General features: G+C 72.0%; 26 protein-coding genes and 1 pseudogene. 14 read left to right on the top strand and 13 right to left on the bottom strand.

Annotated elements, in window-relative coordinates; genetic code table 11:
* Window positions 1-125: 125 nt before the first annotated feature.
* Complete coding sequence (locus tag H7A73_RS06380) at window positions 126-542, top strand: MFS transporter permease (protein WP_182065171.1); 417 nt, start codon at window positions 126-128, stop codon at window positions 540-542.
* A 100-nt stretch (window positions 543-642) separates the two neighbouring features.
* On the top strand, window positions 643-1,293 hold the full coding sequence (locus H7A73_RS18050; RefSeq protein WP_259362745.1) for a gamma-glutamylcyclotransferase family protein: 651 nt from the start codon (window positions 643-645) through the stop codon (window positions 1,291-1,293).
* On the opposite strand, the gene H7A73_RS06370 is transcribed toward H7A73_RS18050, so the two are convergent.
* The 9 genes and pseudogenes from H7A73_RS06370 to H7A73_RS06330 form a co-directional block, all read right to left on the bottom strand.
* Window positions 1,269-2,261: an NAD-dependent epimerase/dehydratase family protein gene (locus tag H7A73_RS06370; protein WP_182065170.1), complete on the bottom strand. Its 993-nt coding sequence runs from the start codon at window positions 2,259-2,261 to the stop codon at window positions 1,269-1,271. The two genes, H7A73_RS18050 and H7A73_RS06370, sit on opposite strands and share 25 nt — an antisense overlap.
* Window positions 2,262-2,475: 214 nt before the next feature.
* Window positions 2,476-2,754 (bottom strand): annotated as a pseudogene (locus H7A73_RS06365) (hypothetical protein); the annotation flags it as partial.
* Window positions 2,755-2,832: 78 nt separating this feature from the next.
* Window positions 2,833-3,006, bottom strand: a complete 174-nt coding sequence (locus H7A73_RS06360) for a CsbD family protein (RefSeq protein WP_182065169.1) — start codon at window positions 3,004-3,006, stop codon at window positions 2,833-2,835.
* An 82-nt stretch (window positions 3,007-3,088) separates the two neighbouring features.
* On the bottom strand, window positions 3,089-3,652 hold the full coding sequence (locus H7A73_RS06355) for a hypothetical protein (protein WP_182065168.1): 564 nt from the start codon (window positions 3,650-3,652) through the stop codon (window positions 3,089-3,091).
* Window positions 3,649-4,224, bottom strand: coding sequence for a DUF6286 domain-containing protein (locus H7A73_RS06350; RefSeq protein ID WP_182065167.1), 576 nt, complete (start codon window positions 4,222-4,224; stop codon window positions 3,649-3,651). Before H7A73_RS06350 ends, H7A73_RS06355 begins: the two co-directional genes overlap by 4 nt.
* Window positions 4,225-4,233: 9 nt before the next feature.
* Complete coding sequence (locus tag H7A73_RS06345; protein WP_182065166.1) at window positions 4,234-4,548, bottom strand: hypothetical protein; 315 nt, start codon at window positions 4,546-4,548, stop codon at window positions 4,234-4,236.
* Window positions 4,545-4,736, bottom strand: a complete 192-nt coding sequence (locus H7A73_RS06340) for a DUF2273 domain-containing protein (RefSeq protein ID WP_017885412.1) — start codon at window positions 4,734-4,736, stop codon at window positions 4,545-4,547. Before H7A73_RS06340 ends, H7A73_RS06345 begins: the two co-directional genes overlap by 4 nt.
* Window positions 4,733-5,185, bottom strand: a complete 453-nt coding sequence (locus tag H7A73_RS06335; protein WP_182065165.1) for an Asp23/Gls24 family envelope stress response protein — start codon at window positions 5,183-5,185, stop codon at window positions 4,733-4,735. The genes H7A73_RS06340 and H7A73_RS06335 overlap by 4 nt, the downstream gene beginning before the upstream one ends.
* Before the next feature lie 169 nt (window positions 5,186-5,354).
* Window positions 5,355-6,572, bottom strand: a complete 1,218-nt coding sequence (locus H7A73_RS06330; RefSeq protein WP_182065164.1) for an AraC family transcriptional regulator — start codon at window positions 6,570-6,572, stop codon at window positions 5,355-5,357.
* Between the two features lie 82 nt (window positions 6,573-6,654).
* Here H7A73_RS06330 and H7A73_RS06325 point away from each other — a divergent pair, with 82 nt between their 5' ends.
* From H7A73_RS06325 to H7A73_RS06295, 7 genes are all read left to right on the top strand, one after another.
* Window positions 6,655-6,945, top strand: coding sequence for a metal-sensitive transcriptional regulator (locus H7A73_RS06325; protein WP_027466001.1), 291 nt, complete (start codon window positions 6,655-6,657; stop codon window positions 6,943-6,945).
* A 31-nt stretch (window positions 6,946-6,976) separates the two neighbouring features.
* Window positions 6,977-7,195, top strand: a complete 219-nt coding sequence (locus tag H7A73_RS06320) for a heavy-metal-associated domain-containing protein (protein ID WP_182065163.1) — start codon at window positions 6,977-6,979, stop codon at window positions 7,193-7,195.
* Entirely contained in the window at window positions 7,192-9,438 is a 2,247-nt protein-coding gene (locus tag H7A73_RS06315) for a heavy metal translocating P-type ATPase (RefSeq protein WP_182065162.1), read from the top strand. The genes H7A73_RS06320 and H7A73_RS06315 overlap by 4 nt, the downstream gene beginning before the upstream one ends.
* A gap of 243 nt (window positions 9,439-9,681) precedes the next feature.
* Window positions 9,682-11,403: a glucose-6-phosphate isomerase gene (gene pgi, locus H7A73_RS06310; protein WP_182065161.1), complete on the top strand. Its 1,722-nt coding sequence runs from the start codon at window positions 9,682-9,684 to the stop codon at window positions 11,401-11,403.
* Window positions 11,404-11,640: 237 nt separating this feature from the next.
* Window positions 11,641-12,177: a hypothetical protein gene (locus H7A73_RS06305; protein ID WP_182065160.1), complete on the top strand. Its 537-nt coding sequence runs from the start codon at window positions 11,641-11,643 to the stop codon at window positions 12,175-12,177.
* A 155-nt stretch (window positions 12,178-12,332) separates the two neighbouring features.
* On the top strand, window positions 12,333-13,790 hold the full coding sequence (locus H7A73_RS06300; RefSeq protein ID WP_182065159.1) for a sugar porter family MFS transporter: 1,458 nt from the start codon (window positions 12,333-12,335) through the stop codon (window positions 13,788-13,790).
* A gap of 138 nt (window positions 13,791-13,928) precedes the next feature.
* Window positions 13,929-14,669, top strand: coding sequence for a ZIP family metal transporter (locus H7A73_RS06295; protein ID WP_182065158.1), 741 nt, complete (start codon window positions 13,929-13,931; stop codon window positions 14,667-14,669).
* Window positions 14,670-14,749: 80 nt separating this feature from the next.
* Here H7A73_RS06295 and H7A73_RS06290 read toward each other — a convergent pair whose 3' ends face one another.
* From H7A73_RS06290 to H7A73_RS06280, 3 genes are all read right to left on the bottom strand, one after another.
* On the bottom strand, window positions 14,750-15,724 hold the full coding sequence (locus H7A73_RS06290) for a zinc-binding dehydrogenase (protein WP_182065180.1): 975 nt from the start codon (window positions 15,722-15,724) through the stop codon (window positions 14,750-14,752).
* A 27-nt stretch (window positions 15,725-15,751) separates the two neighbouring features.
* Window positions 15,752-16,174, bottom strand: a complete 423-nt coding sequence (locus H7A73_RS06285; protein ID WP_071406102.1) for an organic hydroperoxide resistance protein — start codon at window positions 16,172-16,174, stop codon at window positions 15,752-15,754.
* Window positions 16,175-16,271: 97 nt separating this feature from the next.
* Window positions 16,272-16,754, bottom strand: a complete 483-nt coding sequence (locus H7A73_RS06280) for a MarR family winged helix-turn-helix transcriptional regulator (protein WP_182065157.1) — start codon at window positions 16,752-16,754, stop codon at window positions 16,272-16,274.
* Window positions 16,755-16,858: 104 nt separating this feature from the next.
* Between H7A73_RS06280 and mvk the strand changes: the two genes are divergently transcribed.
* The 5 genes from mvk to H7A73_RS06255 are packed head-to-tail and all read left to right on the top strand — an operon-like array spanning window position 16,859 to window position 22,121.
* A complete protein-coding gene (gene mvk / locus H7A73_RS06275; RefSeq protein WP_182065156.1) occupies window positions 16,859-17,842 on the top strand; it encodes a mevalonate kinase in 984 nt (327 codons plus the stop codon).
* Window positions 17,836-18,837 carry a diphosphomevalonate decarboxylase gene (mvaD, locus tag H7A73_RS06270; RefSeq protein ID WP_182065155.1) on the top strand — a complete coding sequence of 334 codons (1,002 nt, stop codon included), beginning with the start codon at window positions 17,836-17,838 and terminating at the stop codon, window positions 18,835-18,837. The genes mvk and mvaD overlap by 7 nt, the downstream gene beginning before the upstream one ends.
* The gene (locus tag H7A73_RS06265; protein WP_182065154.1) at window positions 18,834-19,916 is read left to right on the top strand and encodes a phosphomevalonate kinase; all 1,083 of its coding nucleotides are present in this window, start codon (window positions 18,834-18,836) and stop codon (window positions 19,914-19,916) included. The genes mvaD and H7A73_RS06265 overlap by 4 nt, the downstream gene beginning before the upstream one ends.
* Entirely contained in the window at window positions 19,909-20,973 is a 1,065-nt protein-coding gene (locus tag H7A73_RS06260) for a hydroxymethylglutaryl-CoA reductase (RefSeq protein ID WP_182065153.1), read from the top strand. Before H7A73_RS06265 ends, H7A73_RS06260 begins: the two co-directional genes overlap by 8 nt.
* On the top strand, window positions 20,970-22,121 hold the full coding sequence (locus H7A73_RS06255; RefSeq protein WP_182065152.1) for a hydroxymethylglutaryl-CoA synthase: 1,152 nt from the start codon (window positions 20,970-20,972) through the stop codon (window positions 22,119-22,121). Before H7A73_RS06260 ends, H7A73_RS06255 begins: the two co-directional genes overlap by 4 nt.
* A 66-nt stretch (window positions 22,122-22,187) precedes the next feature.
* On the opposite strand, the gene H7A73_RS06250 is transcribed toward H7A73_RS06255, so the two are convergent.
* Entirely contained in the window at window positions 22,188-23,171 is a 984-nt protein-coding gene (locus H7A73_RS06250) for an SRPBCC family protein (RefSeq protein ID WP_182065151.1), read from the bottom strand.
* Window positions 23,172-23,178 lie beyond the last annotated feature (7 nt).

Genomic DNA, 23,178 nt, shown 5'->3' with positions numbered 1-23,178 from the left:
GGATGCGCGTCGTGCTGTTAGCTGTAGAGTAATTGTTGAAAGGCAACCGCGCCACAGAATGTCTCCACAGGCGAGGACACTCTTGCCCTACCCGACGCTCTGCGGATCGGCCCCCGGGACCAGCCGTGACCACCGCCTGGTCCGGAGGGCGCCGGTCCCGCGACCGGCGCCCCCGACCCCGCGGCGTCTGGTTCGCCGGCGGCATCGGGGTCTTCCTCGTCCTCGCCGTCGCGGTCGGCGGTTTCCTGCCGCTGGTCGGGTTCCTCGGCGGGGTCACCGCCACCACCGCCGGCCTCGTGCCGTTCCCGTTCGTCCGGGTCACCCTGATCGCACTGCTCGGTGCGGTCGTGGTGCTCGCCCTGCTCCTGCTCGCCCTGACCCGCCGGCACACCGCCACCGCGACGGCCGCCGTCGTGCTCGCCGTCCTGGTGAGCGTGGCGGTCACCCTGGTCCCCGTCGTCCTGGTCGCCGTCGGCTCCGCCGACCGCGCGGGCGACGTCTGGCCGATCGTCACCGAGCTCTGGACCCGCTTCACCGGCTGACGTCGTGCACACGGTCCCGGCCTGGAGGCCCGCCCCGCCCGACCAGGTCGGCCCACGCGGGTGGTCCCGGAGTCCACTGCCCGTCCGCTAGCCTCGCGACGTGAAGCGTCTCTCCCCCGGCCAGCGCTGGGTCATCGGTCTCGGCGCGTTCGCGCTCGTCTGTCTCGTCGTCGGCGTCATCGGGCTGGTGGTCGGGGTCACGAACCGGTACGGGTGCCTCTCCGACTCCGAGGTCTGGCCGCAGTCCCGCTGCCTCGGCGACGACTCCGGGATCCTCTGGGGCAGCGCCCTCGGCGTCATCGGGCTGCTGCACCTCGGCCTGACCGGCCTGGCCGGGGCACTCGTCTGGACCTCGACCCCGGCGATCGCTCCGCGTCCCGTCAAGCGTCCGACGCCGCGCGCCGGCGAGACGCACCGGGTCTTCTCCTACGGCACGCTCCAGCAGCCGCTCGTGCAGGAGTCGCTGTTCGGCGACCACGTCCCGACCACCCCGGATTCCCTGCCCGGTTGGCGGCTCGACTGGGTGGCGATCACCGACCCGGACGTCATCCGGACGAGCGGCTCCGACCTGCACCCGATCCTGCGCCGCGGCTCTGCCGGCGACGTCGTCGAGGGTGTGGCCCTGACGCTCGGGTACGAGTGGCAGCTCCGCGCGGTCGACGGCTACGAGGTCGCCGACTACCAGCGCATCCGGGTCACGCTGGCCTCGGGCTCGACGGCCTGGGTCTACGTGGCGGCCGACGAGGCCTGAGCCGCTGCCGCCGCCAGTCGCTCGAGCCCCTCGTCGATCGACACCGACGGGGTCCACCCGAGGTCCTGCCGGGTCCGCCGCTGGTCGAACCAGTGCGCCGTCGACAGCTGTTCGGCCAGGAACCGGGTCATCGGCGGCTCGTCCTCGCCCGGTCGGACCCTCCAGACGGCCTCGACCACGGAGCCCGCGGCCCGCGCGACCGCGGCCGGCACGTGCCACTGCGGCGGTCGGACGCCCGACGCCGTGCAGATGCCGGCGAGCAGGTCGGCGACCGGGCGGGGCTCACCGTTCGTGACGACGTAGGCCTTGCCGTGGACGCCGTCGTCCGTGACGCGCTCGAGCGCCGCGACCATCGCCGTCGCGGCGTTGTCGACGTAGAGCGTGTCGATGAGCGCGGCACCGGAGTCGAGCAGCGGGAGCCGTCCGGCCCGAGCCCGCTCGACGATCCGTCCGACGAGCTGCGTGTCGCCCGGACCCCACACCAGGTGCGGCCGGACCGCCACGACGGCGAAGTCCGGGGCGTCGGCGTCGAGCGCCAGCAGCTCCGCCGCGGCCTTGGTGCGGGCGTAGTCGCCACGGGCACGGGACGGTTCGGCCGGACCGGCGTCGGCCCCCACGAGCGACGACCCGGTGTGCGCGACCGACGGTGACGACACGAAGACGAAGCGCCCGACCCCGGCGGCACGGGCGGCCCGCAGCAGCGAGCGTGTGCCCTCGATGTTGACCCGGGCGAAGTCGGCCGGGTCCCCGGCGAGCGACACCTTCGCAGCCAGGTGCACGACGGCCTCGACCCCGTCGACCGCGCGGGCGATCGCGGCGTCGTCGGTCATCGTCCCGGCGACGTCCTGCACCCCGGGCACTCCGGAGGGACGACGTTGGAAGGTCCGGACCTCGTGCCCGGCGTCCCGCACGGCGGCTGCGGTGGCCTGCCCGAGGAACCCGCTGGCCCCGGTGACCAGGACCTTCACGGACGCACCATCCGGCCGCCGGACAGCACCGAGCCGGCCCAGCGGGACAGCCGGGTGCGGTCGACCTTGGAGTTGTGCCGGATGTCGGTCGGCAGCACGGGCACGACGAGCACCGCGGCGAGCCGTACCCCGGCGGCGGCACGGACCGCTGCCGCGTCGCTGCGGTGACCTGCTGCCGGACCTCGGCGGCGACGTCCAGCACCGGGTGCGGGTAGCTGACGACGAAGGCGACCTGCACTTCGAGCACACCGTCCTGCTCGTCGACCTGCACGCCGGCGGTGCCCGCCGAGCGGCCGAGCTGCTTCCGCAGCTGGTCGGCGGCACGGGCGGCGATCCCGCCGAGGTGGTGCACGCCGGGCACGCCGAGCGCGGTCTCCGCCGCGGTGCGCGCGATGATCGTCGCGGTGTTCGCGTCGTCGGGCAGCGGCTCCGTCAGTACTGCGGGCAGGGTCACCTCGGTGACCTGCGTGTTCGCACGGGGGTCGTGCTGCATGGTTCCTCCTCGTTCGGGATCTGCGCGGTGACGCATCGGGGCACCCGTTCGACGGGTGCCCCGATGCGGTCGTGCGACCTACTTCTTGAAGACGTCCTTGACGTCCTCGCCGGTCTGCTTCGCGCTCGCAGCGGCCTGGTCCTTCTTGCCCTCGGCGACCTTGGCGTCGTCGTTGGTCAGGTTGCCGACGGCTTCCTTCGCCTTGCCGGCGAGGTCCTGAGCGGCGTTCTTGATCTTGTCGTCGAGTCCCATGGCGGGTCCTTTCCTGAGTGGGCGTCTGCCCGGTGGTGTGGCGGTGGGCCGGGAGGCCCGGGGTGCGTCCGGCTGACCGGTGTCAGTGGACGCGGGTCGACTTCGCCAGCGCGGAGCGGGTACCGCCGGTCAGGTGCACGAGCACCGGGACCGGGCGGCCGAGGGTGCGGTCGAGGACCGCGACGGCTCGGTCGACGGCGTCGAGCACGGTGACGGCGTCCCCGCCGCGGCGGACCGCGACACGGATCCGGGCGGCGCGCTGCTTGCGCACCAGGTAGGTGTCGACGCGGGAGCCGACGACGTCGCGGACCCCGGCGAGCTCGTGCTCGACGACGTCGCGGACGAGGGCGACGTTCACCGTGACGGCGTCCTCACCCGAGCGTTCGCGGACGGCGACGGACGTTCCGCCACCACCGCGGGTGAACACCCACACGAGCGACAGGACGATCACGAGGGCAGCGGCCCCGGCGACGATCCACAGCGCGGACGCGGGGACGTCCAGGTTGCTCGGCAGGTCGACGTAGGGCTTCATCGCGTCCTGCACGGCGGGCAGCACACCCGCGCCGATGGTGAGGCCGACGACGACGGCGACGAGGCCGAGGACGAAGAGGATGATCCGGTTCATGGTCCGGTTGCTCTTGGTCATGCGAGGGTTCCCTTCTCCTCGACCCGGACGCGGACACGTCGGCCGAAGCGCTCGTCGAGGCCGCTCAGACGCTCCACGACGGCGGCGCGGACGCTCGCCTCGTCGACCGGCACTCCGGTGACGGGGACGATGCGGACCTCGGTGGTACGGCCACGGGCGGTGGCGGAGGCGTTCCCCTCGGGGACACCGGCCGCCATGCCGGCGGCGTTCGCCGCGGTGGAGGCGACGATGCGGGTGTCGATGACGACCGCACCGCGCTCGTGCTCGACGACCGATCGGTGCTTGCGGCCGGGCTTGAGCGCGAGGACGACCAGCACGATACCGAGGAGCACGAGCGCACCCGCGACGACCTCGACGACGGTGACGAACGCGGCGTCCGGGCGGAGCGCCGTGTCGACCACGGTCTGGGGGTCGGCGACGAGCGGCGGGCGTCCGATCGCGCTGAGCACCGCTTCGGTGCCGATCCAGGCGGCCACCAGGGCGAGCACCACGAGCGCCACCGCCACTGCTGTGGAGCGGGAGCGGTGCACGCTCCGACGACGGATGCGTCGTTCGACGGAACCGTTGCTCATGATGGCCTCCTAGCGGGCACGGGACCCGTGCTCGCGCACGATCCCGGTGAGTTCGATGTGGGCACTGCCGACGCGGCGACCGGTCAGGTCGCTCACGCGGCCCTTGACCTGGTCCGCGATCCGGATCGACCCGGAGACGATGTCGTCGCTCGCGGCGATCGGCCCGGTGATGTCGAGCGACAGTGCTCCCGACGCGTCGCCGAGTCCGACGCGCACCCGCTTGGCGGGGGCGCCGAGCCCTTCGGCTGCGACGGCCCGCGCCAGCGAGGTGAGCGCGCGTGCGGTGATCTCGACGCGGCCCGGGACGTTCGGGCCGGCGTTCACCGGGAGCTCCGGCGTCCGGTCAGCACGTCGGTCAGGGCACCGCGGTCGATGCGACCGGTGGCGAGCGCGGCCACGAGGGCCCCGATCGCACCGAACACGATCACGAGCACGAAGCCCCAGAACCCGAACTGCAGTGCCACGACGGCGAGGACTGCGCCGATGAGGGCGCCGATCAGCGTGTTGCTCATGCGACTCGCGCTTCCTTCTTCTCGTCCTCGTTGTCGTCGTCGTCGCCCGGGATGTAGACGTCCTGGACGGTCACGTTGACCTCGGCGACCTCCATGCCGACGATCTGCTCGAGGGCACGGGCGACTCCGGCACGGACGCCGTCGGCGACCTGCTGGAGCGACACCGGGTACTCGGCGACGATCACGATGTCCGCGGCGACCTGCTTCTCGCCGACCTCGACCTTGACGCCCTGACCGAAGTCGCGCTGGCCGATGGCGTCGCGCAGGGCTCCGATGGCACGGGCTGCGCCGTTGCCGAGGGAGTGCACGCCGTTGACCTCGCGGGCGGCGATGCCGGCGACCTTCGACACGACGGTGTCGTCGATGACGGTCTTGCCGGTGACGCCGCTGGTGCCGACGTGCGAGGTGGCACGGGTGGCCGTGGTCGCGGGGGTGATGGTGTCAGCCATGTTCGTTCCTTCCGTTGACCCGCCGGGCGTTCCCAGCGGTTGCTGTTCACGGATGAGACGGGCTGTGGAAGAGATTCGTCACACGCGGATTCCCGGACTCGGGCGATGTCCAGGGATGCCCGGAGAACCGGGGACGTGTGTGTACCCCTGAGGCGTTCCAGCAGGCCGTTCAGCCGATTCCGGCCGCGCCGTTGCGCTCGGCAGCGGCCCGCATGGCGCGGACACAGGCCATCGGGGACTCGCCGCGCTCCTCGCGGAAGAGCTGCTGCAGCCGTCGGGGGAGCACCCCTGCAGCGGCCGCGACGTCGTCGAGCGTGAGCGGGTCGTCGAGGTGCTGCTCGATGAACGCGACTGCGCGCCGGACCCGCCACGACGCCTTCCCGGACTCCGGCTGCGCCGCGAGTGCTGCGCGCTTCGTGGTGGCCGGGTCCTCGCCGAAGCGTTCGCGGTAGGTCTCGGCGAACCGGCCGGGGTTGGTGAAGCCCCAGCGGCGTGCGATCGCGGCGATCCCCGACGACACGAGTGGGCAGTCTGCGCCCGTCGCGCCCCCGCGGCCCGCACGCAGGAGCTCTTCGCGCACGCGGTCCAGGCGGTGGTCGCGGAGGAACCGGTGCGGGGTAGTGTCGAGCGTCCGGGCGAAGACGTCCTGCAGCCCGCGCTGGCTCAGTCCGCACGCGGCGGCGATCGTGGGCACCGAGGGGCGTTCGGCGGCGTGCTGTTCGATGAACCGGATCGCGTCGCGGAGCCGGTTCGCCACGGGCACGTCGTCGCCACGGTTGCGGATGGGGAACGTGTCGAGGATGACCACGGCCAGCCGACGGTTCAGGGCGGTCCGCATCGGGCCGAGCACGCGGTCGTCGACCAGGGCCGGGAAGAGCTCGCGGATCAGGTGCCGCAGGGGTTCACGCCGGGCGACGACCTCGTCCTGCTGGTCGAACAGCAGCGGGCCGTCGGGCAGGCGGTAGCCGAGGTCCCGGCCGACGCTCCGCAGGAACCGGTCGGACACGTGCACGCCGTTGTAGACGGTGCCGTCGGACTCGAACCGGTAGGCCTCGGACGCCGAGGCGATGTACGGGCTGCCCGGCTCGACGACGCGGGTGCGGTCGGCGAAGTGCATCTCGAGCCGGCCCTTGGTCAGCCAGAACACCACGTGGTCGTCCCGCACGCCGATGATCCCGCCGCGTCGGCCGCCCTCGGCACGCATGGTGCGCAGCGACAGGTCGTCGTCGCCCACGACCGTGTACTCGTACCGGGTGTCGTCGGTGGCGAAGGTCTCGGAGGCGAAGTCCGAGCCGCCGTACTCGGCCGCGAAGATCGCGGAGTAGTCGGAACCCTCGCCGTCGGAGAACCGCAGCCGGCGGAATCCGTTCGTCGTCGAGGGGTCCATGCGCTGATCATGCCACCGGTTGCGCCCGGACGAGATCGGAATACCCTAGGGGGGTACCGTATTGAGAGCGGTGGAGGCGGACATGCACGAACACGTCGGGTACATCGGCGACAAGGACGACCTGCTCAAGCGACTCCGTCGCGCCGAGGGGCAGGTGCGCGGGATCGCGCGGATGGTCGAGGACGAGACGTACTGCATCGACGTCCTCACCCAGATCTCGGCGGCGAACCGGGCGCTCGAACGCGTCGCGCTGTCGCTGCTCGAGGACCACCTGGCGCACTGCGTCGCCGAGGCCGTCGCAGAAGGTGGGGACGCCGCCGACGAGAAGGTGCGCGAGGCCAGCCAGGCGATCGCCCGGCTCGTCCGCTCCTGACCCTGACGACCACCACCGAGAAGGAGACACCATGACCACCGAAACGCTGCTCGTCGAGGGCATGACCTGCGACCACTGTGTGATGAGCGTCACCGAGGAACTCACCGAGGTCGACGGGGTCTCGGGCGTCGACGTCCGACTCGTCCCCGGCGGATCGTCCGAGGTCACCGTCAGCTCGACGGCACCCGTCGACGCGGACGCCCTCCGCGCCGCGGTCGCCGAGGCGGGGTACGAGGTCGTGCGCTCGTGACCGACCGCACCGTCGAACTCGACATCACCGGGATGACCTGCGCCTCGTGCGCGAACCGCATCGAGCGGAAGCTCGGCAAGCTGCCCGGGGTCACCGCCACCGTCAACTACGCCACCGAGAAGGCGCAGGTGCAGGTCGCCGCTGACGGCACCGCCGACCCCGAGGCGCTGATCGCCGCGGTGGAGTCGGCCGGTTACGGCGCCACGGTGCCGGCCCCGCCCGCCGCCGCTGACGCCGAAGCCGTGGCCGATGCCGACCCGACCGGCCCGCTGCGCCGACGTCTGATCGTGTCCGCCGTGCTCGCGGTGCCCGTCGTGGTGCTCTCGATGGTGTCGGCGCTGCAGTTCCCGAACTGGCAGTGGCTCGCCCTGACGCTCGCCGCGCCCGTCGCGGTCTGGGGCGCGCTCCCGTTCCACCGTGCCGCGTGGGTCAACGCCCGCCACGGCGCCGCCACCATGGACACTCTGGTGAGCGTCGGCGTCCTCGCCGCCTTCGGGTGGTCGCTGTACGCCCTGTTCTTCGGCGACGCCGGCACGACCGGCATGCACATGACGTTCTCGTGGTTCGCCACGGACCCCGAGGCCACCGACCTGTACCTCGAGGTCGCGACGGCCGTGACGGTGTTCATCCTCGCCGGCCGGTACATGGAGGCCCGCGCGAAGACGCAGTCCGGTGCCGCACTCCGGGCACTGCTCGAACTCGGTGCGAAGGACGCCACCGTGCTGCGCGAGGGTGCCGAACACCGCGTGCCGGCCTCGTCCCTGGTCGTGGGCGACGTCGTCGTGGTGCGACCCGGCGAGCGGATCCCGAGTGACGGCCTGGTGCAGGACGGCTCCTCGGCCGTCGACCTCAGCATGCTCACCGGCGAGTCCGTGCCGGTCGAGGTCGGACCGGGCGACCGGGTCACCGGCGCGACGATCAACGTCGGCGGTCGGCTCGTCGTCGCGATCACCCGCGTCGGCGCCGACACCGAGCTCGCCCGGATGGGCCACCTGGTCGAGGACGCCCAGACCGGCAAGGCCGAGGTACAGCGCCTGGCCGACCGCGTGTCCGGGGTCTTCGTACCGATCGTCATCGCGCTCGCCGTGCTGGCCTTCGTCGGCTGGCTCGTGTTCGGCGGCTCGGTCACCGCGGCCTTCACCGCGGCCGTCGCCACCCTGATCATCGCCTGCCCGTGCGCCCTCGGACTCGCCACGCCCACCGCCCTGCTGGTCGGGACCGGTCGAGGCTCACAGCTCGGCATCCTGATCGGCGGTCCGCAGGTGCTCGAGCGCACCCGCGGTGTCGACACCGTCGTGCTCGACAAGACCGGCACCGTCACCACGGGGTCGATGACCCTGCGGTCGGTCACCGCCGCCGCGAACCCCGGGGGCACCGAGACCGAGGACGTCGTCCTGCGCCTCGCCGCAGCGGTCGAGGACGGCTCAGAACACCCCGTCGCCCGTGCCGTCACCACCGCGGCCCGTGCCCGAGGCCTCGACCTGCCCGAGGCCGAGCAGTTCACCGCGACCGCCGGCGCCGGTGTGCAGGCCGTCGTGGACGGCGACGTGGTCCTGGTCGGTACGACCCGCTGGCTCACCCACTCGTGGTCGATCACCCTGCCCCCGGTGCTGTCCGACGCCGTCGATCGCGCCGAGGCCGACGGGGGCACGGCGGTCGTCGTCGCCCGGAACGGCACGGCCCTCGGCGTGGTCGTCGTCGGCGACACCGTGAAGCCCGAGGCCGCCGACGCGATCGCCCGCTTCCGGGCGCTCGGCCTGCACCCGGTGCTGCTCACCGGCGACAACGACGGTGCCGCACGTGCTGTCGCCGCGAGCGTCGGCATCGATGAGGTGCACGCCCGCGCGACCCCGGCGTCGAAGCTCGAGACCGTCCGCCGGCTGCAGGCCGAGGGGCGGAGCGTCGCGATGGTCGGCGACGGCGTGAACGACGCCGCCGCACTGGCCGCGGCCGACCTCGGCATCGCCATGGGGGCGGGCACCGATGCGGCCATCGCGGCGAGCGACATCACGGTCGTGAGCGGTCGGCTCACGGTGGTGGGCGACGCCATCCGGCTGTCGCGCGCGACGCTCGGCGTCATCAAGGGCAACTTGTTCTGGGCGTTCGCGTACAACGTCGCCGCGATCCCGCTCGCGATGGCGGGGCTGCTCAACCCGGTGCTCGCGGGTGCGGCGATGGCGTTCTCGTCGGTGCTCGTCGTGACGAACAGCCTGCGGCTGCGTCGCTTCGCGGCGCAGCCGTGAACCCGGCGAGCCGACCGCAGCCTGGACGCGGCGAGCCGACCGCAGCCGTGGACCCGGCAAGCCGACCGCAGCCGTGAACGCGACCGGCCGGAGGCGTGACGCGCGCAGCGAACGCGAGCCGCGCCTCCCGGCCGACTGTGCGCACCACCTGCCGGAGCGCACTACGCTCGAACACGGTCCGCGACGCAGCGCTGCGTGACCCGCGGGCTGTACGTCTCGAACGTGATCCCCAGGAGGACCGAAGTGACCGAATCCGCTCCCGTCGACCCCACATCGACCGAAGGCTGGAAGAAGCTCGACAGCATCGCTGCCGGCTTCACCCCGGACCTGCGAGGGTGGTTCGACAGCGACCCCGGTCGTGCCGAGCAGTACACCTTCCAGGCGGCCGACCTGACCGTCGACCTGTCCAAGGGCCTGGTGACCGACGAGATCCTCGCCGCGCTGCTGCAGGTCGCGAAGGACACCGGCGTCGCCGAACGCTTCCAGGCGATGCTCGCCGGCGAGCACATCAACGTGACCGAGGACCGCGCCGTGCTGCACACCGCGCTCCGCCGCCCGAAGGCGACCGAGGGCCTCGTGCCGGCCGCGCCCCTGACCGTCGACGGCCAGGACGTCGACGCCGATGTGCACGCCACGCTCGACAAGGTCTACGGCTTCGCCGAGCAGGTCCGCAGCGGCGCCTGGACCGGCGTGACCGGCAAGCGCATCGAGACCGTCGTCAACATCGGCATCGGTGGCTCGGACCTCGGCCCGGTCATGGTCTACGAGGCGCTCAAGCCCTACGTCCAGCCCGGACTCGAGGCCCGTTTCGTCTCGAACATCGACCCGGCGGACATCTACGAGAAGACCGCGGACCTGGACCCCGAGACCACGCTGTTCATCGTCGCGTCGAAGACCTTCGGCACGCTCGAGACCCTGACGAACGCGCGCCTCGCCCGCCAGTGGCTGTGGGAGCGGCTCGGCCTGACCGACGCCGCGGACGACGAGAAGAAGAACGCCGTCGCGAAGCACTTCGTCGCCGTCTCCACCGCGCTCGACAAGGTCGAGGCGTTCGGCATCGACCCCGAGAACGCCTTCGGCTTCTGGGACTGGGTGGGCGGCCGCTACTCGGTCGACTCGGCCATCGGCACGAGCGTCGTCATCGCCATCGGCAAGGAGAACTGGGAGCAGTTCCTCGCCGGCTTCCACGCCATCGACGAGCACGTCCGCACCACGCCGCTCGAGCAGAACGTGCCCGTCCTGATGGGCCTGCTCAACGTCTGGTACACGAACTTCCTCGGTGCGCAGAGCCACGCGGTCCTGCCGTACACGCAGTACCTGCACCGCTTCGCCGCGTACCTGCAGCAGCTCACGATGGAGTCGAACGGCAAGCGCGTCCGCTGGGACGGCTCGCCCGTCACCACCGAGACCGGCGAGGTCTTCTGGGGTGAGCCCGGCACGAACGGCCAGCACGCGTTCTACCAGCTCATCCATCAGGGCACCCGCCTGGTCCCGGCCGACTTCATCACGGTCGCCAACCCGGCCCGTCCGCTCAAGGACGAGACCGGCGACGGCAAGGGCGTCGCGCCCGGCACGGACGTGCACACCCTGTTCCTGGCGAACTTCTTCGCGCAGACCAAGGCGCTCGCGTTCGGCAAGAGCGCCGACGAGGTCCGCGCCGAGGGCACCACCGACGAAGGGATCGTCGCGGCGCGCACGTTCCCGGGCAACAAGCCGACCACGTCGATCATCGCGCCGGAGCTCACCCCGAGCGTCCTCGGCCAGCTCATCGCGCTGTACGAGCACATCGTGTTCACCGAGGGCACGATCTGGGGCATCGACTCGTTCGACCAGTGGGGTGTGGAGCTCGGCAAGCAGCTGGCGCTGCAGGTCACGCCGGCCGTCGAGGGCGACCAGGCTGCGCTCGACGCGCAGGACCCGTCGACCAAGGCGCTCATCGCGAAGTACCTGGAGCTGCGCGCGTAGCGCACGTCCCCACCTGACGGACGGGAGGCCCGTGGCGGATCCGCCACGGGCCTCCCGTCCGTCGTGTGCGTGCGCTGCGGCCGCGGGCCGGACGCCGGGCCGGTTTCGCGCTCAGCGACACCTCACGCGCGCGCTGGCCCGAGAGGTGTCGCCCAGCGCGAAACGCGCCCACCGCCGCGCCCCGCCACCGCGCCGGACGGTCCGACGGTGTCGGTCGGAGCGGCTACGGTCGAGGGCATGGAGCGTTCGGAGATCCTCGCCGCGGCTGCCGCCGCGCACGCCGCCCGCATCGCAGCGGCCGGTGGTGACGACGTCGCAGCGCGTGAACGGGCCGACAGTGTCCGGCGCCGGGCCGACGGGCTCACCGACCGGTACGACACGGTCGAGGGCACGGGCGGCGAGTCCGACGCCCGCGACGCCGCGCGCCGACGTGCAGGCGAGGCGGACCGCGCGGCCTCGCGCACCGAAGGCGTCCTGTCGGACTGGCACCGGATGGGCACCCGTCGCGGCGTCACCCCCGATGCGCAGGTCCGCACGGCGTGGACCGTGACCGGGGTCCCCGAGCGCGGCGACGCCCGAGCCCTGGCCAACGTGCTGCTCTCCACCGCGGGGCACGCCGGCCGCGTCGCCGACGCTGCCCGACGCAACCCCGCCCTGGCCGGTGCCGCGAGTGCCGCCGCCCGCCGGACCGTACGCCGCTACACCGACCACGGCGCCGACATGGCCTCGTTGGGGGACGTCCTGGGCGAGGGCCCCGTCGACGACGAGCGCTAGGCCCGACCCGCGCATTGGACCGCTCCCCTCCTCATCAGGCGTTATGTGGACCGATCCAAACGACCTGACGACAGAATGTCCAATTGACAGGACATGGAATCGGGTTACGATCGGTCCACGCGATGAAGCGCGATCACCGACGAAGGAGTCACCGAATGGTCGACATCAAACCGACAGCCCCGACTGTCGCACTGCCCCCGTTGGGGACCGGTCCGCACCGCCGACGACTCGGCGTGCTGGCCCTCGTCGCCACGTTCGGCGGGTTGCTCTTCGGGTACGACACCGGTGTCATCAACGGTGCCCTGAACCCGATGAAGGCGGAGCTCGGCCTCACGAACTTCACCGAGGGCGTGGTCACCAGCTCGTTGCTCTTCGGCGCCGCGATCGGTGCCATGCTCGGCGGCCGCATCGCCGACGGCTGGGGTCGCCGCAAGACCATCATCCTGCTGGCCGTCACGTTCTTCGTCGGCACGCTGATCTGCGTGTTCGCGCCGACGTTCGAGGTCATCGTCGTCGGTCGTGTGCTCCTCGGGCTCGCGGTGGGTGGCGCCTCCACGGTGGTGCCGGTGTTCCTCGCCGAACTCGCACCGTACGAGATCCGCGGGTCGCTGTCCGGCCGCAACGAGCTCATGATCGTGATCGGCCAGCTCGCTGCGTTCGTGGTCAACGCCTTCATCGGCACCGTGTGGGGTGAGGGCAACGGCGTGTGGCGCGTCATGCTGGCCGTCTGTGCGCTCCCCGCGATCGCGCTGTTCGTCGGCATGCTCCGCGTGCCGGAGTCGCCGCGCTGGCTCGCGTCGAAGGGGCGCAACGACGAGGCACTCTCGGTCCTCGGGCAGATCCGCACGACGGAGCGGGCGAACGCCGAGCTCGACGACATCAAGCGCACCAACGACCTCGAGGCGAAGCTGCAGAAGGTCAGCGGCTGGCGCACCCTGCTCGGCAACAAGTGGCTCATCCGCATCGTGCTCATCGGTGCCGGGCTCGGGGTCGCGCAGCAGCTCACCGGCATCAACTCGATCATGTACTACGGCCAGACCGTGCTGATCGAGTCGGGCTTCGAGCAGTCGGCAGCGCTCATCGCCAACATCGCGCCCGGCGTCATCGCCGTGATCGGTGGCATCATCGCCATCTCCAACATGGAGAAGATCAACCGTCGCACGACCCTGATCATCGGGTTCTCGCTGACGACCGTCTGCCACTTCCTCATCGGCATCGCCTCGGTGGCGCTGCCGGACGGCAACCCGGCCCGCCCGTGGGTCATCCTGTTCCTCGTCGTCGCGTTCGTCGGCTCGATGCAGACCTTCCTCAACATCGCCGTCTGGGTCGTGCTGTCCGAGATCTTCCCGACGCAGATCCGTGCGCTCGGCATGGGCATCTCGGTGTTCTGCCTCTGGATCGCGAACGCGTTCCTCGGGCTGTACTTCCCGACGATCGTCGCCGCGACCGGCATCACCGGGACCTTCTTCGGCTTCGGGGTCGTCGGGCTGCTGGCGCTGCTCTTCATCTGGAAGTTCGTTCCCGAGAGCCGCGGTCGCACCCTCGAGGAGGTCGAGGAGGGCGTCACCACCGGCAACATCTTCACCGTCCCCGTGAAGGCGTCGCGCCGCTAGTCCGCACCACGCTGCACCGAGTGCGCCGAAGACGTCGGGTCGCCCCAGGGCACCCGACGTCTTCTGCGCACCATGGGCACGCAATCGTGTCCGGGTGACCTTGGCGCGTCCCCACCACCCGGTTCCTACACTCGACGCGTGCATCCCCTCCTCCTGGCGACCGGGGCCGGCCTGGCTTCCGGTCTCGCCCTCGTCGTCGGCGCCGCGATCGCCTGGTTCGTCCGCGTGCCGCGCACCGTGGTCGCCACGATCACCGCCTTCGGTGCCGGCGTCCTCATCTCCGCGCTCTCCTTCGACCTGGTCGCCGAGGCCACCCGGTCCGGCACGTTCTGGACGGCGATGGCCGGGTTCCTGGGTGGAGCGGTGGTCTACGTCGGCCTCGACGTCCTGCTGGAACGGCGCGGTGCGCGCAAGAAGCGCAGCGGAGCCGGGTCACCCGGCTCGGGCACGGGACTCGGCATCGCCCTCGGCGCGTTGCTCGACGGCATCCCGGAGACGGCGGTGCAGGGCGTCGGACTCGCCGCCGGTGGGTCGCTGTCCATCGCGGTCGTCGCGGCCGTCATCATCTCGAACCTGCCGGAGGGGCTGTCGAGCACCTCGGACATGAAGGCGAACGGCCGCGGTGCCCGCTACGTCTTCACGGTGTGGGGGGCCATCGCCCTCGCCTGCGCCCTGTCGGCACTCGGTGGGTACGCGATCCTCGGGCAGGCCCCGGCCGGGGTGCAGAGCGCGGTGACGGCCGTCGCCGCGGGAGCGATCCTGGCGATGCTCGCCGACACCATGCTGCCGGAGGCGTTCCGGAAGACCGGACCCTGGACGGGCCTCATCGCCGTCCTCGGCTTCTTCGCCGCCTACGGCATCCACGTGATCGGCGGCTGACGCCGACGGGACGCACTCCGGGACGGACGGGAGGCCCGTGGCGGATCCGCCACGGGCCTCCCGTCCGTCTGCTGGTCGCGCTACGGGCGCAGGAGCACCTTGCCGACGCGGCCGGCGGTGTCGCTGGCGCGCACGGCGTCGCGGACCTGCTCGAAGGCGAACGTCTCGGCGACGGGGAGCGTCAGCGAGCCGTCGAGCACGCGGGTGATGAGCTCACCGAAGAGCTGCCCCTTCGTCTCGGCCGGCATCGTCTTGCTGACGACGGAGCCCCAGAAGCCCTTCACGGTGAGCTGGCCGAAGATGACCTTGCCCGACGGGATCTCGAGCGTCGGGGACGCCATCGCGCCGAAGACGACGAGGGTGGCGTCCTCGCCGAGCACCGAGGCGATGTCGCCGGCCGCCTTGCCACCCACCGACTCGACGCCCGCGATGATCGGGGCGCCGCCGGTGATCGCCGCGACCTGGTCCTGCCAGTCGTCGGCGTCGGTGGCGACGATGCGCTCGATGCCCTGCTCGCGGAGCTCGTCGACTCCGGCGGCGCGACGGACGAGTCCGATCACGTTGATGCCGCGGGCGGCGCCGAGCTGGGCGACCATGCGTCCGACCGCACCGTTGGCGGCGTTCTGGATGATCCAGTCGCCCTCGTGCAGGTCGAGCGAGTGCAGCAGGCTGATGGCGCTGAACGGCATCGAGACGAGCTGGGCGGCGGCCTCGTCGGACATCGCGTCCGGCACAGGCACGAGTCCGGCGGCGTTCGCGGTGTAGTACTCGGCCCAGACGCCGAAGGCGCCGCCGGCGACGCGCTGGCCGACCTGCAGGTTCGTGACGCCCTCGCCGAGCGCCTCGACGACGCCGAGTGCCTCGGTGCCCGAGGCCGCGGGGAGCTCCGGCTTGAAGCCGTAGGTGCCGCGGACGGTCCACAGGTCGTGGTTGTGGATGGGGGAGAGGACCGTGCGGACGAGGACCTCGCCGGCGCCGGGCGTCGGGACGGGGCGCTCCTGCACCTCGAGGGCGTCGGCGGGCTCGGCGAACGTCTCGTGGACGACGGCGCGCATGGTGGTGGGGGTGGTGGTGCTCACGGGTCAGTCCTCCGAGACGACGATGGTGACGTCGATGTTGCCGCGGGTCGCGTTCGAGTACGGGCAGACCTGGTGGGCAGCGTCGGCGAGGGCCTGGGCCTGGTCGTGCTCCAGGCCGGGGATGACGACCTCGAGCATGACGGCGAGCTGGTAGCCACCGTTGCCGTTCGGGCCGATCGACACGCGTCCGCCGACGGACGAGTCGGTGATCTTCACCTTCTGGCTGCGGGCGACGCCCTGCAGTGCGGAGTGGAAGCAGGCGGCGTAGCCGGCTGCGAAGAGCTGCTCGGGGTTGGCGCCGTTGCCGGAGCCACCCATCTCCTTCGGGATGGCGAGGTCGAACTCGACCGTGCCGTCGCTCGTGGCGACGTGGCCGTTGCGGCCTTCGCCGGTGGCCAGGGCCTCGGCGGTGTAGAGGGTTTCCATGGGGTTCCTTCCTTGTGGGGCGGATCGTGAAGTGGGTGTGCGGCGTGCTCTCGCGATCAGCGACAGTTCACGGGCGCACGGCGGCGTGCGGTGTCGCTCAGCGCGAAACGGCGCCAGCGTCAGCGCCAGCGCCGGCGGCGTCACGCTCGGGGTCGGCCGCCGCGTGCATCGTCTCGGTCAGCCGGTGCAGCGTCGCGATGAGCTCGGCGGCGGCGCGTTCGTCGGCCAGGCCCATCCCGGCGGCGATGCGCGCGGGGATGCCGCTCAGCTCGGACCGCAGTTCGCGCCCGCGCTCGCCGACGGTCACCGTGACCACGCGCTCGTCGGTGCTGCGGCGCGCACGGCGGACCAGGTCGCTCTGCTCCATGCGGCGGAGCAGCGGCGAGAGGGTGCCGGAGTCGAGCTGCAGGTGTTCCCCGAGGCTCGAGACGGTCTGGTCGCCCTCGACCCACAGGGTCACGAGCACCAGGTACTGCGGGTACGTCAGACCCCAGGGTTCGAGCATCGTGCGGTACGCCTGCGTGGTGGCACGGGACGCCGCGTAGAGGGAGAAGCACACCATCTCGTCGGTCACGGGCATATGTCCACACTGTCACGCAACCCAGTTGTGCACAACTCGATGCAGCGGATGCCCAGCTGACGAACACGCCGACGGCCCGGGCGGTTAGGCTGACGTGACCCACGATGACCAGCAGCGACCTCGACAACACCACGACCCCCGGCAACGGATCGGCGTCGTCCCACGGCAAGACGATCCTGATCGGTGAGCACGCCGTGGTCTACGGCGCACCCGCTCTCGTCCTGCCGGTGCTCGACGCACGGGTCGTTGCGACGGTGACTCCGGTCGCCGCCGACGCCGAGCAGCCCGGGCACAGCCTGCAGTCGACCGTGCACACCGGCCCCCTCGACCTCGCACCCGCCGCCGTGATGCCGACCGTCACCGCCGTCACCGCGACCCTGCGCCACTTCGGGGTCACCGACCGGCACTTCCACGTCCGGGTCGACAGCGAGGTGCCGACAGCACGCGGCATGGGCTCGAGCGCCGCGGTCGCCGCCGCCGTGACCGCCGCCGTCGCCGACGCCCTGGGCGAGACCCTCGACGTCGAGACCCATCACGAGCTCATCCAGGAGTGCGAGCGCGTCGCCCACGGCCGACCGTCCGGCCTCGACGCCCGGGGCGTCGTCGCGTCCGCGCCGGTCTGGTTCGAGGGCGGGCACATCGAACCCGTCACGCTCGGCGCCCGGTTCACCTTCGTCGTCGCGGACACCGGCGTCCCCGGGCACACCCGACAGGCGGTGTCGGCCGTCCGCGCCCGCCACGACCAGGACCCGACCGGCGTCGGTGCCGTGATCGACCGGATCGGCGCGCTCGCCCGGCGGGCACGGGGGACACTCGAGGACGGCGACGCCCAGGCTCTGGGTGCCACCATGGACGCCGCGCACGACCTGCTCAGCACACTCGACGTGTCGAGTGACGACCTGGACCGGCTCGTCGACGCCGCACGTGCTGCGGACGCCCTCGGCGCGAAGCTCACCGGCGGCGGGCGGGGCGGGTGCGTCCTCGCGCTCGCCGCGGACGACGACCACGCGGACCGCATCGCGGCCGCACTCCGCGGCGCAGGGGCCGCAGCCACCTGGACCACCACGATCGGAGCCCGCGCTTGCTGACAGCCACCGCCGTCGCGCACCCCAACATCGCCCTCGTCAAGTACTGGGGGAAGGCGGACGCGCAGCTCGCGCTGCCCGCCACGGGCAGCGTCTCGATGGGGCTCGACGTGTTCCCGACGACGACCACCGTCACGGTGGACGGCGGACGGGAGGCGCGTGATGCGTTCACGCTGAACGGTCACGTCGTCGACGACGGTGCGCTGGGGCGAGTGCAGCAGTTCCTCGACCTGGTGCGCGAGCTCGCGGGGTCGTCCGAGCGGGCGTCGGTGGTGTCCGACAACACCGTCCCGACCGGCGCGGGGCTGGCATCGAGCGCGTCCGGCTTCGCCGCCCTGGCGACCGCGGCCGCCGCGGCCTACAGCCTGGACCTGTCGCAGCGCGACCTGTCCCGTCTGGCCCGTCGCGGTTCCGGCTCGGCCACGCGCTCGATCCCGGGTGGTGTCGCCGTCTGGCACGCCGGCGACGACCAGGGCTCCTTCGCCGAGCCGATCCCCGCCCCGCCGATGGCCATGGTCGTGGTCACGATCGACGCCGGCCCGAAACCGATCGGATCGCGTGAGGCCATGCGCCGCACCATCGCGACGTCGCCCTTCTACCCGGCCTGGGTGACCTCGACCACCGAGACCGTCGGCGACATGCTCACGGCGTGTGCCGCCGGCGACTTCACCCGCATCGGCGAGATCACCGAGAGCAACGCGCTCCGCATGCACGCGACGATCGAGGGCGCGTTCCCCCCGATCCGCTACCTCAACGCCCGCAGCGTCGCCGTGTTCGACGCCGTCGCCGAGCTGCGTGCCGGCGGCACCGAGGCCTACGCCACGGCCGACGCGGGCCCGAACGTCGTCGTGCTCACGAAGCCGCAGGACCGGTCGGCCGTCGCCGGGGCGCTCGCGTCGCTGGGGGACGTCATCGAGTCCGGCACCGGACCTGCCGCGCGGGTGCTCCGCTCCGAAGAGATCGGGAGCAATCCCGACCAGAAGGAGTCCGCGCAGTGATCGAGTTCCGTGCACACGGCAAGCTGTTCGTCGCCGGCGAGTACGCCGTCGTCGAGCCGGGCCAACCGTCCGTCCTGATCGCCCTCGACCGAGCCATCACGGCGAAGGTGCGCGAGGGCCACGGCGCGGGCAGCGTGCACTCCGAGGAGTACGGGCACCTGCCGCTCACGTGGACCCGTGCCGAGGACGGCCTGGCGCTCGACCGCGAGCACCACCCGTACGACTACGTGATGGCCACGATCGACCTGGTCGAGAAGCTCCGCGCCGAACACGGCATCGCCCCGCGGTTCCACGACCTGCGCATCGAGAGCCAGCTCGACGACGCCAGCGGGCGGAAGTTCGGCCTCGGGTCCTCGGCTGCGGTCACCGTCGCCACGGTCGGCGCACTCGACCGCTTCTACGGCATCGGCCTGACGCAGCGCCAGCGCTTCCAGGTCGCCCTGCTCGCCACCATCCGGGTGAACCCGCGGGCCTCCGGCGGCGACCTCGCCGCGAGCACGTTCGGTGGCTGGCTGCGGTACAGCGCCCCGGACCGCGAGCGCCTCGCCGCGATGCTCGGCGACCACGCCGTGTCCGCGATCCTGACGGACGCCGACGCATGGGACGGCTTCGACGTCCAGCGGCTGCCCGCCCCCGAGAACCTGCAGCTGCTCGTCGGCTGGACCGGCTCGCCCGCGTCCACCACGAAGCTCGTCGACGTGGTGCGTCGGCACCGCAACGGCGGGTACCAGGCGTTCCTCGACGAGAGCCGCAGCGCCGTCGACGACCTGACCACGGGCCTCCAGACCGGCGACGCCGAGCGCACGCTGGGCGCCCTCAGACGCGCCCGTGGGCTGCTGCAGCGCCTCGGCGACTCGGTCGGGTCGCAGATCGAGACCGAGCGTCTCGCGACCCTGTGCGACGTCGTCGAGGCGGCGGGTGGGGCGGCGAAGCCGTCCGGTGCCGGTGGCGGCGACTGCGGCATCGCGCTCGTCCCGGCGGACACCGACCCCGCCGGCATCCACCGCGCCTGGGAGGCGCACGACATCAGACACCTCAGCGTTGCGGTGCGAGCACCAGAAGGAGCCCTCGATGAGTGACCTGCTCACACCGATCCCCACCAAGTGGGTCGGTCCGATCCGCGTCAGCGGCAACGCCGTGCAGGGGGAGCACGAGGTCCCCCTCGCCACCTACGAGTCGCCGCTCTGGCCGTCCGTCGGCCGCGGCGCCCGCATCTCGCGCATGGTCGAGGACGGCATCGTCGCGACCGTCGTCGACGAGCGCATGACCCGCTCGGTCGTGGTCCGTGCCGACAGCGCGGCAGCAGCCCACGTCGCCGCGGGCCAGATCCTCGCGCGCCAGGACGAGCTCGCCGCGATCGTGTCCGGGCAGAGCCGGTTCGCCAAGCTCATCGAGGTCCACCCGGAGATCGTCGGGGACCTGCTGTTCCTGCGCTTCGCGTTCACCACCGGCGACGCCTCCGGTCACAACATGGTCACGCAGGCGGCGGACAAGCTGCTGCCGGCGATCCTGGACTGGCAGCCGGGCCTGCGGTACGTCTCGGTGTCGGGCAACTTCTGCACCGACAAGAAGGCCACCGCCGTGAACGGCATCCGTGGCCGAGGCCGCAACACCATCGCCGAGATCGTGATCCCCGGCGAGGTCGTCGAGAAGCGCCTGCGGTCGAGCACCGCGCGCATCGTCGAGCTCAACATCGCGAAGAACCTGATCGGGTCGACGATCGCCGGGGCCATCCGCTCGGCGAACGCGCACTACGCGAACATGCTGCTCGGCTTCTACCTGGCCACCGGGCAGGACGCCGCCAACATCGTCGAGGGCTCGCAGGGCATCACGAGCGCCGAGGACCGCGACGGCGACCTGTACTTCGCGACCTCGCTGCCGCACCTGATCGTCGGCACGGTCGGCAACGGCAAGGGCGGGGACCTGCCCGTCGTCGAGGACGCACTGGTGCGCCTCGGCTGCCGACAGGAGCGGGAGCCGGGCGGGAACGCCCGCCGCCTCGCCGCCCTGTGCGCCGCGACCGTCCTGTGCGGGGAGCTCTCGCTCCTCGCCGCACAGACCAACCCGGGTGAGCTGATGGCCGCCCACGTCGCCATGGAACGCCGTGGCGCGAAGCCCGCAGGGGGTGTGGCATGACCGGCGTCGGCATCCACGACATCGCGATCGCGACCGGGCACCACGTGCTCGAGCTCGACGACCTGGCCGAACGGCTCGGCGTCGACCCGGCGAAGTACCACGTCGGCATCGGGCAGGACGCCTTCAGCGTGCCCGCGCCCGACGAGGACATCGTCACGATGGGCGCCGCCGCCGCGAAGGAGCTCATCGAGCGCCACGGCGTCGACGGCATCCGCACGGTGCTGTTCGCCACCGAGTCCGGCGTCGACCAGTCGAAGGCCGCCGGCGTGTACGTGCACGGCCTGCTCGGGCTACCGAAGGCCGTCCGCGTGGTCGAGCTGAAGCAGGCCTGCTACGGCGGGATGGCCGCGGTGCAGCTCGCACTCGGCATCGTCGCCCGGGCCCCGCACGAGCGGGTGCTCGTCATCGCCGCCGACGTCGCCCGGTACGACGTCGACACCCCGGCCGAACCGACCCAGGGTGCCGGTGCCGCCGCGATCCTGGTGTCCGCCGACCCGGACCTGATCGAGATCGAGCCGGCGGCCGGCGTGTACACGGCGGACGTCGACGACTTCTGGCGGCCGAACGACCGCTCCACCGCGCTGGTCGACGGTCGGCTCTCGGTGAGCGCGTACGTCAACGCGTTCGTCGGAGCCTGGGACGACCTGGCGGAACAGGGCGGCCCGGCGTACGACGACATCGCCCGGTTCGTGCACCACCAGCCCTTCACCAAGATGGCGATCAAGGCGCACCGCAAGCTCACGCAGCACGTCGGCGCACCGTTCGACGAGGCCGACCTGGCGATCGGGTTCACCTACAACCGGCAGACCGGCAACACCTACACGGCGTCGCTCTGGATCGGGCTCGCGGCGCTGCTCGACCTGGACGACGACCTGGCGGGGGAGCGGCTGGGCCTGTTCAGCTACGGCTCCGGCAGCGTCGGTGAGCTCATCACCGGCACCGTCCGGCCCGACTACCGCGAGCACCGCCGTGCGGGTCGCGTGCGGTCGCTGCTCGAGGCACGGGTCCCGCTGACGGTCGACGCCTACCGCGCGCTGCACGCCGCGGGTGCCGCCACCAGCGAGGACGTCGAGCGTCCGCGCGTCACGACCGCGCCGTTCCGGTTCGCCGGCGTGCGCGGCGGCGCGCGTCACTACGAGGCGTCCTAGACCGGATACCGGGACGGACGGGAGGCCCGTGGCGGCGCCGCCACGGGCCTCCTGTCCGTCCACTGGTCACGCTGCGGACAGGACCTCGCGTTCCAGCCGCCGGTAGCTGGCCTCCATGCCCTCCGTCATGCCGGTCGCGAGGATCGCGTCCCGCTGCTGGCGGTCCGGGTAGGTGACGAGCAGGGTCATGAGCGTGACGCCGTCGGCTTCGTCGAACTGCAGGTCGTTCGTGTTCGGCGGGAAGGGCGCCCCGGTCATGCGTTCGGTCGACACCATCCGGCGTTCCGGTTCCACGACGAGGTTCTCGCCCTCGAACCCGAAGGGCTCGCCCTCGGTGTCACCCGTCGGCGCCCAGGCCTGCCGGAACGCGCCGCCCGGGGTCAGGTCGTTCTCGTACACCGTCATCTCCCACCCGTCGGGTCCGAGCAGCCACCGGCGCACCAGGTCGGGCTCGGTGTGCGCGCGCCAGAGCAGGTGCCTCGGTGCCGCGAACGCCCGGGTGATCCGGACGTGGGTGTCGTCGAGGACCTCGGTCTCGGTGCCCGCACCGAGGGCCCACTCGCGCAGGTCGGCGAGCACCCGGTCGAGCTGGCCGAACGCCTGCTGGTAGCCCTCGAGCATGCCCATCTCGAGCATCGCGTCGAGGTCGGCGGTCGAGGCGAACGAGGACACCACGGTGACCCGCGAGCCGTCGTCGGCCGGCTCGAACGACAACACGGTCTCGCTGGTGGGGAGCGACTCGTCGACCGTGCCCTCCGGATCGGTGAACAGGTCGCGGAAGACGATGCGACGGTGCTCGTCGACCTCGGTGACCTGCCAGACGGCGTGGAACCGCTCGCCCTGCGGAGACGTCATCCGGTAGTCGGCACGGCCACCGGGGCGCAGGTCGAACGTCGTGAACGTCGCGGGGAACGCGGGCGGTCCCCAGAACCGCTCGAGCTGGCGTGGGTCGGCGAAGGCGGCCCAGAGGCGTTCGACGGGGACGGGGAACTCGGCGACGAGGGTCATCGAGCGGGTGTCGGGATCGGTGTGGACGGACGTGGTGGGCATCATCGCT

Origin of the sequence: Curtobacterium sp. ME12, from assembly GCF_903970855.1 — a bacterium.
Lineage (GTDB): Bacteria > Actinomycetota > Actinomycetes > Actinomycetales > Microbacteriaceae > Curtobacterium > Curtobacterium poinsettiae_A.
This window is presented reverse-complemented; position numbering and strand designations above follow the sequence as displayed.